Raw genomic sequence first — 12827 nt, forward strand, 5'->3', positions numbered from 1 at the left:
AATCTCTGATCAGGAAAAGCTGGATATAAGGAGGCGATGTATGAATGGGTACTTTCGAAGTTATTTCCCTAATGCTAAGCTTTGGCATGTTTGTAATTGCTATTCTTGATTTTAAAAATCATGACAAGAATCCTTGAAGATAATGATGGCCGGCCGATTATTTTGATCATTAATGGAAGCGTTTTAAAAAAATAGCGGATTAGGTATTGCCTCGATTTTTAAACTTGCAGAGAACACCATCATGAGGTGTTCTTTTTGTTTGGCCCTTTTCGTAAAGATTGTTGTTTTTAAAAACTAAACGATTTAAGGTTGATTGGAGCGCAAGTGCGAGACTCCTGCGGAAAGCGAGCATCTGGAGGGGAAATCAACCACACCGCTTTACTTGGTAAATAGCACCAAAGTATGCGGAAACAGTCTTTTGTTTTCACTGAGAAAATAGCATATTCCATTTATAGGCTTAGTCATTTTTGACAAAACAATGATATACAAGTAAAGTTTATAATAGACCGGTTGATATAATTTCAAGGAGTGATCCAGCTATGGCAGAAAAACGAAACTCGAAAGACATTCTTATTGAAGCTGCTTCCCGACTTTTTCGGATACGTGGATATTACGGTGTAGGGCTCAAGGATATCATCGAGGAAAGTGGTATCCCAAAAGGTTCGCTGTATCATTATTTTCCGAAAGGCAAAGAAGAATTGGCGATCGAGGCGATTATTCATACAAAAGAATTCGTGATAGATGAAATTGAACGGGGATTTGATGAAATTGAAGACCCAATCAAAGCCATTCAGTCTCATATTTTTCATTTATCCGAGGTATTTGGTGATAGTGAAAATCTATTAGGACTGCCAATCGGGACGATTGCAGCGGAAACATATACGACGAGTGAGCAGATAAGAACGGCCTGTCAAGAAGCGATAGAAGATTGGCAATCCATATATGTGAAGAAATTACTCGAGGCGGAATTCAGTGAGAAACGGGCAAAAGAATTGAGTATCGTAATTAATGCTTTAATCGAAGGCGGTATCCTTTTATCCTTAACGGCGAAAAACGGGGAACCTCTCCAAGCCATTGCGGAACAGATACCATTATTGCTGATAAATAAATAAGTCATGGGAAAATTATCTTAAGCTTAGGTCGAACAGTTAGTAATTGGAGGAATTATTTTATGTCTGCAGATGCAACACAGCAACAAAACCCAGTCATTAGAACGGCCCCTATATTAATAGCATTTTTAATTGCAGGGTTCATTGGGTTATTCAGCGAGACGGCATTAAACATGACGCTGGGGGATCTAATACAAGAATTCAATGTCAGTCCTTCCACTGTTCAATGGCTGACAACGGGTTACCTATTAACATTGGGGATATTGGTACCCGTTTCGGGACTCTTGATTCAGTGGTTCAATACTCGTCAATTATTCATTGCCTCAATGGTGTTCTCCATCATTGGGACGCTCATTGCAGCAATTGCCCCTGGGTTCGACATCTTGATGCTAGCACGTGTCATCCAGGCTATCGGAACGGGTCTTTTATTACCTCTCATGTTCAATACCATTTTATTGATTTTCCCTATTCATAAAAGGGGAGCGACGATGGGATTGATGGGGCTGGTGATCATGTTTGCCCCAGCCATCGGACCGACGGTTTCAGGTTTGATTATCGAAAATCTAGAATGGAATTATATTTTCTGGGTGTCTTTGCCGTTCTTTGTGATCGCTTTACTATTCGGTCTCAAGTATATGCAAAACGTTTCAACAATCACCAAACCTAAAATCGATGTACCATCCATTATATTATCGACCATTGGTTTTGGGGGAATTGTTTATGGTTTCAGTATTGTCGGAGAACAAGGATGGAGCAATGCGATAGTTCTATCATCGATCATTGTTGGACTTATAGCACTATTCCTGTTTGCTGTGAGGCAATTCAACATGGATAAACCGATGATTGATTTGCGTGTTTTTAAATATCCGATGTTCACGTTAGGGTTAATAACCGTCTTCATCACCTTCATGATCATCATGTCATCCATGATCCTCTTACCGTTATATCTGCAAACCGGTCTTGCATTAGCTGCGTTTTCTGCTGGGCTTGTACTATTACCGGGTGGAGTGCTTAATGGTATCATGTCTCCGGTTACTGGGCGCATTTTTGATAAGTTCGGGCCAAGAGGTTTAGTGATCCCGGGCTTCATTATCATGATTGTCATGTTATGGACTTTGACGAACGTAACGACTGAAACGGCGATCATTATGGTAATCGTCATGCATACCCTCCTTATGATTGGTGTTTCGATGGTCATGATGCCGGCCCAGACAAATGGTCTGAATCAACTGCCGAAAAATCTTTATCCGGATGGAACGGCTCTAATGAATACATTGCAGCAAGTATCGGGGGCCATCGGTACAACCGTTGCCATTACAATCATGTCAGCATCCCAAAAAAATTATATGGCAAATGCAGAAGATCCGTTCGATCCATCTGCCATCAGCGGTTCATTGACTGCAGGCGTTCAAGATGCCTTTATTTTCGGTCTTGTCCTTGCAATCATTGGTTTGATCGTGTCGTTTTTTATCAGGACAGCACGGGACTGAAAAGATATTACTGAAAAAAGATAAATTAGCCAGCAGGGAAAGATTTTCTCTGTCTGGCTTTTTGTTTGGAAAAAAACAATAACGTGCTTATTGGTCTTTATTCCCATATTTTATCAAAAGCTTTAAAAATAGAGTGAATTATTTGAAAACCAACCACTTATCGGATAATCTTACACAGTAATAGTTACTTAAAAATTAGCCTAGGTAAAGCGGTTAACAGGAGGAATTCAAATGAATACAATGAAGGCCAAAATGTTTGAACCTGTAACAATAGGTGCATGGAACTTAAAAACAAGAACGGCAATGGCTCCTATGACACGGTCGTTTGCCGATAACGAAACGGGTGTTGTGAACGACCTGACCGTAGAATATTACCGAAAACGGGCTCAAGATGGAATCGGACTTATCATCACTGAAGGTGTAGTGATTTCACCTAGAGCAAAGGGCAATCCTGGGGTTCCCGGAATATATACTCAAGAGCAAATTAACGGGTGGAAAAAAGTAACGGAAGCAGTGCACGCAGAAGGCGGAACGATCATTGCGCAAATCTGGCATGTGGGCCGTGCAAGCCACCATGAAATTGCAGGAGGACTTCCTCCGCAGGCTCCATCACCCATCGCTGCAGAAGGTAAGGTTTCAAGATTCGGTAAACCTTTTGACACTCCTGAAGAAATGACAGAGACGGATATTGCAGAAGTTGTGGACCAATATAAACAAGCTGCAAAGAATGCAATGGATGCTGGCTTTGATGGCGTTGAAATTCATGGTGCACACGGCTACTTAATTGACCAGTTCAATTCAGACACCTCCAATAAAAGGACCGATCGGTATGGTGGTGATTTAAAACAGCGTCTGACTTTTATGAAGGAAGTGTTAAAAGCAGTTATTGATGCTGTTGGAGTGGAGCGCACCCTTATTCGTTTTTCGGCTTTGAAAATTGACCAGCCGTCCTACATGTGGGAAGACCCTGAAAAAGCGATCCAAACATTTATTGAAGCGTTCAATGAAACAGGGGTCAAAATGATTCACCCATCCACGATGGAATTTACCAAACCGATTGCAAGAGGATTGACGATGCATGAATTGGTACGCAGCAACTGGGGTGGAATCATAATTGGTGTAGGGGGGATTGATCCTGAAATCGCAGAAGCCGCACTGGAAAAAGGCATTATTGACGTTGCGGCGATTGGGCGTCCACTTATAGCTAACCCGGATTATCTGGCACGAATTAAGCAGGATGAAAAACTTGTTGATTACGAAGCAAAGAAACATTTAGGGCAACTGATTTAATAAAGATAAAATAGAGTCAGGCTTGTTCATCGACAGGACACCGCAGTAACCATACTTCCTTTTCTATAACTAATGCGATTCTTCATTCAAGAAGGGTCGCCTTTTCTATGGAACTAAAGGGAAGTGCAAAGGAAGAAGGCTGTTAAAAAGGTTATATATATTTGGTAGACATACTGGTCATTTCAATTAATAAAGTGAGGAAGCTGGTATATAAATGGAACGTATCATGGTTATCGGAGTGTCCGCGGGTGTCGGAAAATCTACTTTTGCAAGAAGACTTGGAGATAATTTGGATATCGAAGTACATCATTTGGATACATTCTACTGGAGGCCAGGCTGGGTGGAAGCTCCTTTAGAGGATTTTATTTCTGCTCAGAAGGAAGTATTGAGTCATGACAAGTGGATAATGGAAGGCAATTATAGTAATTCTTTTAATTTGCGTTCGGAGCTTGCCGATACGATTATTTATTTAGAGCTTCCTCTCCGTGTTTGCCTTTACCGTGTTATAAAACGTAGGTTATCTTATCTAGGTAAAACAAGACCTGATATGGGCAAAGGCTGCAATGAAAAATTAGACTGGCAGTTTGTTAAATTTATCATGACCACCTACTTTCCTCGCAAGAAAGAAATGAAAAAGAGATTTGCAGATCTTCAAAAAAGTGACCCTGAAAAGCTAATAGTTATATTGAAAAGCAAGCACGAAATGGAAGGATATCTGTTGAAAATGAAGGGATAAGCTTCTTCCCATCAACTTTTATGACACTTAGTGGTTTCTGAGAGTAAATATAAAGCCAAAATGGAAAAGGGACCTTCCAACCGAAGGTCCCTGAGACTTTAGACAAAACGGACAATTAACGGTTACGGCAACCCACTAATCTAGTTTCTCATCTTTTAACTAAAGGCTTTACATCTTGCGGAATAGGGGAGATATAGCTTTTCCCTTTTAATCGATCTTTTAGCTCTGTTTTTGCCTTTTCAATTAATTCCGGATTCTGAAGCACTTCTACTGCAGTTGCCGCAATAACCTTGCCAGCATGAAGCATTCCTTTATGGGCAATGGATGTTGATCCCAGTGTAACCCACTGCCAGCTATGCAAAGGTGACCCAAGAACAAAACAAGCTGTTGTGCATTGGGCAGTAGGAACGATCCAACTAACATCTCCCACATCCGAGGAACCTGTTAATGGTGCTTGTAAGCCCTCGATGGGTTCTAACCAATTTGCCAATGCATCATCTTGATTATCTTTAAAAGGATTGATTGTACTGTTCCTTTCTTGTTCGGTTAAGGTGGCGCGGACTTCTTTGGCAAGCTGTTTTTCGTTATCATCGTGTTGTGGAATACCTAATTCTTGAAAATTCTTGTACATGACGGATTCTAGCACATTGTTTTGGATAACATTGGAACAGGCTTTATCGAAAACGATTTCTAATTCAGTTCCTGTCATAAGGGCAGCTCCTTTAGCAATATTACAAACTCTCAAGTAAATATCTTGAACTTGTGAAACTTCCGGAGCTCGTAATAAATAAAGAACTTCTGCATCTTGTTGGACAACATTTGGCGATAATCCACCTGAATTCGTTATTGCATAATGGACTCTTGCTTCTTGAATAATATGCTCTCTTAAATAGTTCACGCCAACATTCATAAGTTCTACGGCATCTAAAGCACTCCGTCCCAAATGTGGTGATGCTGCTGCATGAGAGCTTTTGCCTTTAAATTTATAATACACTTGGAAGTTGGAAAGTGAATCCATCGACATAACGCCGTTAACATCCATTGGGTGCCAACAAAATGCAAAATCAACGTCATCGAACAAACCCTCTCTGACCATGAAGGTTTTGCCTGATCCGCCTTCTTCTCCTGGACATCCATAATAACGAACTGTCCCATTTATATGATTCTCTTCCATATAATCCTTCACCGCAACAGCTGCAGCCAAAGATCCCGTACCAAGTAAATTGTGACCACATCCATGGCCATTTTCACCTTGGACTATTGGCTCTTGTTTAGCTGTAGCTTTTTTTTGACTCATACCTGACAGCGCATCAAATTCCCCCATGATTGCCACAATAGGTTTACCGGTCCCATAGCTACCGATAAATGCCGTTTCTATGTTCCCAACACCTTTTTCAACAGAAAACCCTTCGTTTTCTAACGTGCTGCACAGCAATTCAGCAGATTGATATTCTTCAAAGCGTGTTTCTGCAAAATTCCATATACAGTCACTGACTTCAATGAATTTTTCTTTTTTTTGTTCAATGATTTCCGATAATCTCTTTACATGTGTCATTTTACACTCTTTCCTTCCTATATTTATATTTTGAAGAATTATTTTAATAGGCGTCTTGCAATTAGATTCAAAAGTTCTGCACTCCTTGGTAAAACTTCTTCTTGAACATCAAATTTAGGGTGGTGATGTGGTGCAGGAATATCAGTCCCAATAATCATATATGTCCCTTTCCCGCCATTATCCTGTACTCTTCGAATCATAAAACTTGCATCTTCGCTACCAGCAGAACCGGATTCCCTGCATGCTTTGATTGTTGAAAAACCATCTACATTCCTGGCTTCTTCCATGGCCAGTTCGACAAGTTCCTGATCACAACGAATCGTAATTGCTTGACCTATGATTTCAATTTCATGTTCAAGCTCATGCATACCTGCACTATGAGCCACGATATTTCGAACACGTCGCTCCACTTCAGTATTTGTTTCTTCGGATACAGACCGTGTCTCAATGACCATTTTTGCATGCGCTGGAATAATATTAGCGGCTGTTCCTCCGTTAAGAATACCTACATTTATGCGGGTAGAACCTGAACTGAATCTTGGAATGGCATGTATATTTAATAATGCGGTGGCTGCCCCTAACAAAGCATTTTTCCCTTTTTCCGGAGAAGCACCTGCATGAGAAGATACCCCATGAAAATGGGCAGCCATTTTCGTACTTGCTAAAAAGCCGGAAGAACCACCATGAAATTCTCCTAGGGGGACATCTGTGCCAAGGTGCAGACAATATAAATAATCCACATCATCCAAAATCCCTTTTTGTACAATTGAATAGGCACCGCGAACTCCCTCTTCAGCAGGTTGAAAAATAAGCTTTACCGTTCCTGAAAAATTCCCATCCGCTAATTTTTCAGCAAGTCCTAAGCCGATTGCTGTATGGCCATCGTGTGCACAGGCATGCATATTCCCTTCATATTTGGAACGAAAACCGTTTATTTGCGGGAAGTGGTCAGTATCAGTACTTTCCGTAACAGGCAATGCATCCATATCAAAGCGGAAAGCTACGGTTGGGCCATCAGTTTTTCCTTTTAATACACCAATGACAGCAGTATATCCACCCTCCATTTCTTGGAGGATTTTTGGATTGGCGCCATCTTGTAATGCTCTATTAAATGTTTCCTCCAATACTTCTATAGGGGGTACTCCACGGCGAGACTCGCCATCTAAAGCATCTTTTCCAAATATCACGTTATATTTCAGAGAAGTTAGTGCTTCTACTACCTTTGAAGCAGTACGAAATTCCGTAAAGCCAACTTCTGGATGTCGATGAAGATCACGTCTTAAAGAAATAATATCCAATTCGTTTCACTCCTGATTTATTTGATGATTATTCAAATAATACGATTTGTTGTTTACACCAAGCGGCCAGCCCCCCAAGTCGGATAAGGGGCAGGTGAGGCGCTTGAGAATTTTTAAATTATGGTAACTTTGGATATACTCCGGGACCAATTGGGAGGCCAAGGAAATACCAAACGACTACCAATAGCGTCCAAATGATGAAGATGATAATCGGATACGGCAAAATAAGAGAATAATAAGTTCCTAGTTTTGCATCTTTTCGATACTCTTGTAAGAAACTTAAGAATAGTGGGACAAATGGAGATACAGGTGCCAATGGCAGTACAGATGAATCTGCTACCCTGAACAACATTTGGGCGAAGGCAGGATGATAACCTAATACCATGAACATCGGGACAAAAACGGGTGCCAATATAGACCATATTGCAGATCCGCTAGCAATGAACATGGAAAGAAGTCCAGATAAGAACATTAGCCCAATTAGGACAGGTGCACCTTCTATGTTTAGCTGTTCCAAGAGATCTGTGATGGATAAAGCCAAAAATTTACCCATATTACTCCAGTTAAAGCAAGCGACAAACTGGGAAAGCGGGAAAACCATAATGATGAATCCGGCCATTCCTTTTATTGGGTCCACCAATAATTCCGGAATGTCATTTTGTTTCTTGATTGCTCCCACCTTAACTCCATAAGTAATAGAAACTGTAAAAAAGAAGAGTAAGATGATTGCGACAATTCCAGACATGAATGGAGAGGGGAGAATGGCTCCAGTTTCTGGATTTCGCAATAGAGCTCCTTCTGGAACGACTAGAACGGCCATAACAGCTATAAAAATCAATGCTGAAATACCTGTAGCCAGGAGTGCTTTGTTTTGTTGCTTCGTTAATTGCTCCAGTTTTTTATGCTGACCGCCACCTTCATACTTTCCTAAGCGCGGCTCGACAAACTTATCTGTAATCAGGGATATAACTACCGTGAGTACGAGAACGGACGTCGCCATAAAGAACCAGTTATCCGTAACATTAACGGTCAAATTTGCGTTCATGCCTTTCGCTACTTCCGAACTAATTCCTGAAAGCAAGACATCTGTTGTGACGATTAATAAGTTGGCAGTGAAACCTGAACCAACCCCAGCGATGGCAGCGAGCAATCCGGCAACAGGGTGACGTCCCACAGCAAGGAAAATCAAAGCACCAAGAGGAGGCATAATAACAAGCGCAGCATCAGAAGAAACATGACTAAAAAAAGCAACAAATACAACTAAATAACTAGCGTATTTCCCTGAGACTTTTAAGGACATCTTCCGAATCAAAACTTCCAACAATCCAACTTTTTCCGCTAATCCTACTCCTAGCATAAGAGCTAAAATAGATCCCAGTGGTAAAAAGCCGGAAAAGTTTTTAATCATATTCGGCAAGATCCATTGGATGCCTTCACGGCTTAAGAGGTTTTGAACTTCCACCTTCTCTCCACTTATGGGGTCCGATGCCGAAACATGGAAGACTGATAAGAGAGCGGTTACAACAAATAAAAAGGCAATCATATAAATAAATAAGATAAAGGGGTGGGGGATTTTGTTTCCTATTCGCTCTACTCGATTGAAAAAACCACCCGTTTTATGATTTTGAAGATTGGTTGTATCTTTCATTACTTTTTGTTCCATTACATTCTCCTCCTAAACCTTCTTCCATTTGTAGTTTGTGCGTTTTGCACCATTTCCTTTATAAACTTTTTCTCTAGAAATGCCTTAAACTCAAATTACCGACTTTCATACCTTTGTGAACTTCATTAATTCCTTCCAATATACTGGTTTTTATTTAACGAACATTTAACGCTATTTTCGTTAAATGTATTATATAATTAAGAATAATCTATTTCAACAAAATTTTCAGAAAAAAGGGAAATTATTTTCTGGTAATTCTTGTGAAATGAAAAATGGATTCGAAACCTTTGAATGAATAAGCTCTGCCACTCTTGGACTCATGATAGATAAGTATCCATATTAAGTAGCACCGTTTATTAATGTCAAACGGTGCTTTACATGCTTTTATATTTGGAGCTCTTATTTTATTCCCTGTTATGGTTGGTTATTTTGATATAATAAAACTAATAGTATGATGTAGGGGTGAAATAAACTTGTATAAAATTGGTGTTGTAGGTCCACTTTCATCTATAAAGAAAATTCGGGATGTTACTAATGAATTTGAACATGAAATAGATTTTATTGATTTTCCGTATGAAGATGCACGTGAGGTAACGGACATTATAAAAAATCACCAAAATGCAGTAAATGGTTGGTTTTTCTCTGGACCGGTCCCATATAGAATAGCTAAAGAAATGTTAGATTCAGATGCCAATTTTACGTATTGTCCTCCTGTAGGATCTAGTTTATATAGATGTTTTCTACAAATGTCGGCAGATCAAAAATATTTTTTCGATAAGATATCCATCGATATGATTCGATTGGAAGACTTTTTTTTGCAAGAATCGCTACAAGAGCTGGGGATTTCCACCGAACATATTTATGTAAAAACATTTGATGAACAATATGATTTTCAAGACATTGTCCAATTTCACCTTCATTTGTGGAGGGAAGGGGCGGTACATGGTGTCCTCACCGTTTTACAGTCCGTATATGAGGCATTGAAGAAGGAGAATGTTCCAGTTTACAAAATAAATATGACAAAGATGGAAATCCGACAAGCGGTCAAGATTTTAATTGAAAAAGCAAAAAGTACTTATTTCAAAGATAGCCAGATAGGTGTGGAAATCATTGAAATTGATCAGTTCGATCAATTTGTTGACGAGGTTGATATTCGTTACCATCTGCAGCATGTAGAGCTTAAGATTAAACAAACATTACTTACATTTTGTGGAAAATTAGATGGATCCCTCATCGAAAATGGAAACGGCCGTTATCAAATATTTAGTTCACGAAAGGCAATTGAACGGGAAATTGGCAGCTTGCAAAGTACTGTTCAACAACTGGCCCTTGAAATGGATGTCCCAGTTGCAGTTGGTATTGGTTTTGGTGAGACGGCTGCATCTGCAGAAATCAATGCCCGCAAGGCAATCCGTCATTCGAAAAAGCAAGACAGTTCCGGTATTGTTGTAATCCAAGAAGATGGTGTAATGATTGAATCCGTAGGTCAAGAAGAACAATTGGCATATACCTTTCGTTCTGATGATAAAGAACTGCTAGATAAATTGAATCAGGGTAACATTAGTGTAAAAACGTATAAAAAGATAGAAGCATTGGTTGATCGTATGGGCTGGGACGGCTTCACTTCCTCAGACTTAGCTTCTCATTTATCCATGACCGTTCGAAATGCCCAGAGAATTATGAGTAGTTTGAGTGAAAGCGGTTTAGTGGAGTACAAAGGAGAAGAACTTCAATCACCTCGGGGAAGACCTCGTAAAATTTATATGTTAAAGAAGTAACACCCCGACGTTCTTGGTATACACGTAAATGAAATTCGAGGGAAGCTGTCATTGAGACAGCTTTTTTATTGTAATGGGCAGGAAAGTAGAATAATTCCTATGAGGAGATGTTCACGAATAAAAGTGTTGCATGATAAAATGATTCAAAAGAGAAAAGTTTGCGTGGGTATGAATACAACTATATATACTAGTGCTATCACTCTTTTCTTTTTGCTGCCGATACGATAAGAGTAACTAGACAACTGATAATCACGACTCAATACAAATTAAGCAATAGTTAGGCAGAAGAAGAATTAGGGTTATGATACCATGACTGAGATTAAACTAGGATATTCTACAAAGAACAATGATTCTATTACAGATTATAAAAGGAAGTCGATTACTGGATGTATAAAATCGGACTGGTCGGTCTAAAAACTTCTATAGAACAAATTTTAATCTTGGCAGAAGAATATAAACATGAGTTGGAATTCATCTCTTTGCCCTATGAAAAGACAGAAGAGGTAGAGAATATTGTAAAGGAACATGATTCTAACGTACATGCATGGCTTTTTTCTGGTCCACTTCCCTATGAAATTGCCAAAAAGACACTAGGTACAGATAAAATAATGGTCCATGTTCCGGCCACGGAATCAGGTTTTTATAAATCCTTATTAGAAATGATCTACGAACAAGGGAAAATCATCGAGCATCTAAGTATTGATACTATGTCCTCCAATAATATTAGCGAAGAAGCTTTGTCCCAGTTGAATATAAAAACCAAAAAGATTTATACGAAAGTGTATGAGACAGATGTTGATACGGATGAATTGGTACATTTTCACTTGGATTTATGGAATGTGGGAAAGACAGAAGGAGCTTTTTCTTGTTTTCCGTCCGTGTGTGAAGCTTTAAGGGAATATGGCATTCCAGCCTACCGGTTGTCGATGAGTAAGATGGAAGTGCGGCAAACGCTTCGAATTCTTTCTGAAAAAGTAAAGACATCTTACTTTAAGGATACGCAAATCGGAGTTGAAATCATTGAAGTCGAATATTTTAACAAAGTGGCAGAGGAAATGAAAACTCCATATCATTTACAGTACTTGGAGCTTCGCCTAAAAGAAATGTTGATTCAACTTGGAGAAAAAATAAATGGTTCCTTTTCAGAGAAAGGGAATGGAAGGTACATGATTTTTAGTTCTCGCGGCGCAATTGAACGAGAAATCATTACACTCGAAGATACCATTCAAAAGTTGGCCTTTGAAGCAGATACACCCGTTACCGTTGGAATTGGCTTCGGCGAGACTGCCTATTCAGCGGAAATCAATGCTTTTCGTGCTATTCAACACTCGAAAGAGATGAAAAAGCGTGAAATTGTGATTATTCAAGATGATGGAAAAATTATCGAATCACCAGGCAAAAAGAAAGAATTGCAATATGATACCCGTTCCCACAATAAACCTCTTATAGAAAGGTTGAAAAACGGAAATATCAGTGTTAAAACGTATAAGAAAATATCGGCTCTCGTTCAAAGAATGGGCTGGAGTGATTTTACTACAAAGGATTTAGCGACACATCTTGAAATGACAGAGCGCAATGTACGGCGAATTGTTGCAGATATGTGCGAAGTTGATTTGGCACAATGCATTGGGGAAGAGGCTAACGCCACTCGTGGAAGGCCGAGTAAAATTTATCGATTATTATAAATAAAAAGCACCCATAATTGGGGTGCTTCAGACTGTAGACAAACTCGATGAAAATCGAGTTTGTCTATTTTTATGGCTTGTACAATTTGGACCTTGATTTCCACTCCAGGCACTCGCTTTCCGCGGGCGGTCGGGGAGCCTCCTCGGCTTTCGCCTGCGGGGTCTCTCCTAGACGCGCATTTCCCGCAGGAGTCTCGTACCATCCGTTCCAATCAACTTTGTC

Annotated in this window: 10 protein-coding genes; 7 read left to right on the plus strand and 3 right to left on the minus strand. The window is 39.7% G+C overall.

What is annotated here, in order from left to right; all coding sequences use genetic code 11:
• Positions 1–44 precede the first annotated feature (44 nt).
• The 5 genes from JNUCC41_RS27265 (at position 45) to JNUCC41_RS13285 (ending at position 4625) form a co-directional block, all read left to right on the plus strand.
• On the plus strand, positions 45–137 hold the full coding sequence (locus JNUCC41_RS27265; protein ID WP_220126990.1) for a putative holin-like toxin: 93 nt from the start codon (positions 45–47) through the stop codon (positions 135–137).
• A gap of 402 nt (positions 138–539) precedes the next feature.
• A complete protein-coding gene (locus tag JNUCC41_RS13270; protein ID WP_192207960.1) occupies positions 540–1112 on the plus strand; it encodes a TetR/AcrR family transcriptional regulator in 573 nt (190 codons plus the stop codon).
• Positions 1113–1171: 59 nt separating this feature from the next.
• Positions 1172–2599: an MDR family MFS transporter gene (locus JNUCC41_RS13275; protein ID WP_192207961.1), complete on the plus strand. Its 1428-nt coding sequence runs from the start codon at positions 1172–1174 to the stop codon at positions 2597–2599.
• Positions 2600–2830: 231 nt separating this feature from the next.
• Complete coding sequence (locus tag JNUCC41_RS13280) at positions 2831–3889, plus strand: alkene reductase (protein ID WP_192207962.1); 1059 nt, start codon at positions 2831–2833, stop codon at positions 3887–3889.
• A 214-nt stretch (positions 3890–4103) separates the two neighbouring features.
• Positions 4104–4625, plus strand: coding sequence for a P-loop NTPase family protein (locus JNUCC41_RS13285; RefSeq protein WP_192207963.1), 522 nt, complete (start codon positions 4104–4106; stop codon positions 4623–4625).
• Positions 4626–4773: 148 nt separating this feature from the next.
• Here the strand turns inward: JNUCC41_RS13285 and JNUCC41_RS13290 are convergent, their stop codons facing one another.
• The 3 genes from JNUCC41_RS13290 to JNUCC41_RS13300 all read right to left on the minus strand — a co-directional run bounded on the left by JNUCC41_RS13290 (position 4774) and on the right by JNUCC41_RS13300 (position 9126).
• Positions 4774–6180, minus strand: coding sequence for a M20 family metallopeptidase (locus JNUCC41_RS13290; protein ID WP_192207964.1), 1407 nt, complete (start codon positions 6178–6180; stop codon positions 4774–4776).
• Between the two features lie 38 nt (positions 6181–6218).
• Positions 6219–7478, minus strand: a complete 1260-nt coding sequence (locus JNUCC41_RS13295; protein ID WP_192207965.1) for an amidohydrolase — start codon at positions 7476–7478, stop codon at positions 6219–6221.
• A gap of 118 nt (positions 7479–7596) precedes the next feature.
• A complete protein-coding gene (locus JNUCC41_RS13300; protein ID WP_076368026.1) occupies positions 7597–9126 on the minus strand; it encodes an AbgT family transporter in 1530 nt (509 codons plus the stop codon).
• A gap of 488 nt (positions 9127–9614) precedes the next feature.
• Between JNUCC41_RS13300 and JNUCC41_RS13305 the strand changes: the two genes are divergently transcribed.
• The gene (locus JNUCC41_RS13305) at positions 9615–10919 is read left to right on the plus strand and encodes a helix-turn-helix domain-containing protein (protein WP_192207966.1); all 1305 of its coding nucleotides are present in this window, start codon (positions 9615–9617) and stop codon (positions 10917–10919) included.
• A 386-nt stretch (positions 10920–11305) separates the two neighbouring features.
• Positions 11306–12604 carry a helix-turn-helix domain-containing protein gene (locus tag JNUCC41_RS13310; RefSeq protein ID WP_192207967.1) on the plus strand — a complete coding sequence of 433 codons (1299 nt, stop codon included), beginning with the start codon at positions 11306–11308 and terminating at the stop codon, positions 12602–12604.
• The last annotated feature ends 223 nt before the right edge of the window (positions 12605–12827 follow it).

Origin of the sequence: Brevibacillus sp. JNUCC-41 (genome assembly GCF_014844095.1) — a bacterium.
Classification (GTDB): Bacteria; Bacillota; Bacilli; order Bacillales; family DSM-1321; genus Peribacillus; species Peribacillus aracenensis.

Excerpts from the sequence above, each read along its gene's own strand:
- JNUCC41_RS27265 (WP_220126990.1), top strand. The coding sequence starts at position 45 with ATGGGTACTTTCGAAGTTATTTCCCTAATGCTAAGCTTTGGCATGTTT.
- JNUCC41_RS13300 (WP_076368026.1), bottom strand. The coding sequence starts at position 9,126 with ATGAAAGATACAACCAATCTTCAAAATCATAAAACGGGTGGTTTTTTC.
- JNUCC41_RS13285 (WP_192207963.1), top strand. The coding sequence starts at position 4,104 with ATGGAACGTATCATGGTTATCGGAGTGTCCGCGGGTGTCGGAAAATCT.
- JNUCC41_RS13275 (WP_192207961.1), top strand. The coding sequence starts at position 1,172 with ATGTCTGCAGATGCAACACAGCAACAAAACCCAGTCATTAGAACGGCC.
- JNUCC41_RS13270 (WP_192207960.1), top strand. The coding sequence starts at position 540 with ATGGCAGAAAAACGAAACTCGAAAGACATTCTTATTGAAGCTGCTTCC.
- JNUCC41_RS13280 (WP_192207962.1), top strand. The coding sequence starts at position 2,831 with ATGAATACAATGAAGGCCAAAATGTTTGAACCTGTAACAATAGGTGCA.
- JNUCC41_RS13310 (WP_192207967.1), top strand. The coding sequence starts at position 11,306 with ATGTATAAAATCGGACTGGTCGGTCTAAAAACTTCTATAGAACAAATT.
- JNUCC41_RS13290 (WP_192207964.1), bottom strand. The coding sequence starts at position 6,180 with ATGACACATGTAAAGAGATTATCGGAAATCATTGAACAAAAAAAAGAA.